The 618-nt window shown below is 44.2% G+C and carries 1 protein-coding gene; it reads left to right on the top strand.

Going from position 1 to position 618, the window contains the following annotated elements:
• Positions 1-144: 144 nt before the first annotated feature.
• Positions 145-618: nicotinamide riboside transporter PnuC (gene pnuC / locus R7P74_RS27425; protein WP_318123833.1), on the top strand; the 474-nt coding region annotated here is incomplete at its 3' end.

Here is a 618-nt window from a genome sequence, read left to right as displayed (position 1 = left end):
AATTGAGATAAATAGGCGCTTTCAAGTAAGTAATGATCTGATTTATGAGCGAGTGCATCAAGAGGAGGACAAATGTCCTCCTTTTTGTTTGTTGCTGCACCCTAATATGGGCGTATTCCAAACAAAATAATAAAGGACATCACCATGGACCTATTCGCCTTACTCGATATCAACAATACCCTCGTTACCATTCCGATTGGAGACGGCTACGCAATGAGCTGGATCGAAGCATTCGGAACCGTCTTTGGTCTGCTTTGCATTTGGTTTGCGAGCCAAGAGAAGACCATCAACTACGTATTCGGCTTACTGAATGTCACGCTTTTTGCTGTTATCTTTTTCCAAATTCAGTTGTACGGATTGTTACTTCTTCAACTGTTTTTCTTCTGCGCCAACATTTACGGTTGGTACGCATGGACTCGACCAAATGCACAAGGTGAAACGTTGGAAGTTCGTTGGCTTAGCAAGCAAAAGCTGATGGCGACTGCGGTTGTTTGTGTGGTCTCGATTGCATTGTTGACCATCTACATTGACCCATTCTTCTTCGCGCTAGCAAACATTGCTGTTGATAGCCTAAACATTTTCGGTGCAGGCCTGTCTGAGCCAGTACTTGAGCCCGAT

It is taken from the genome of Vibrio sp. 2033, assembly GCF_033339735.1.
This window is presented reverse-complemented; position numbering and strand designations above follow the sequence as displayed.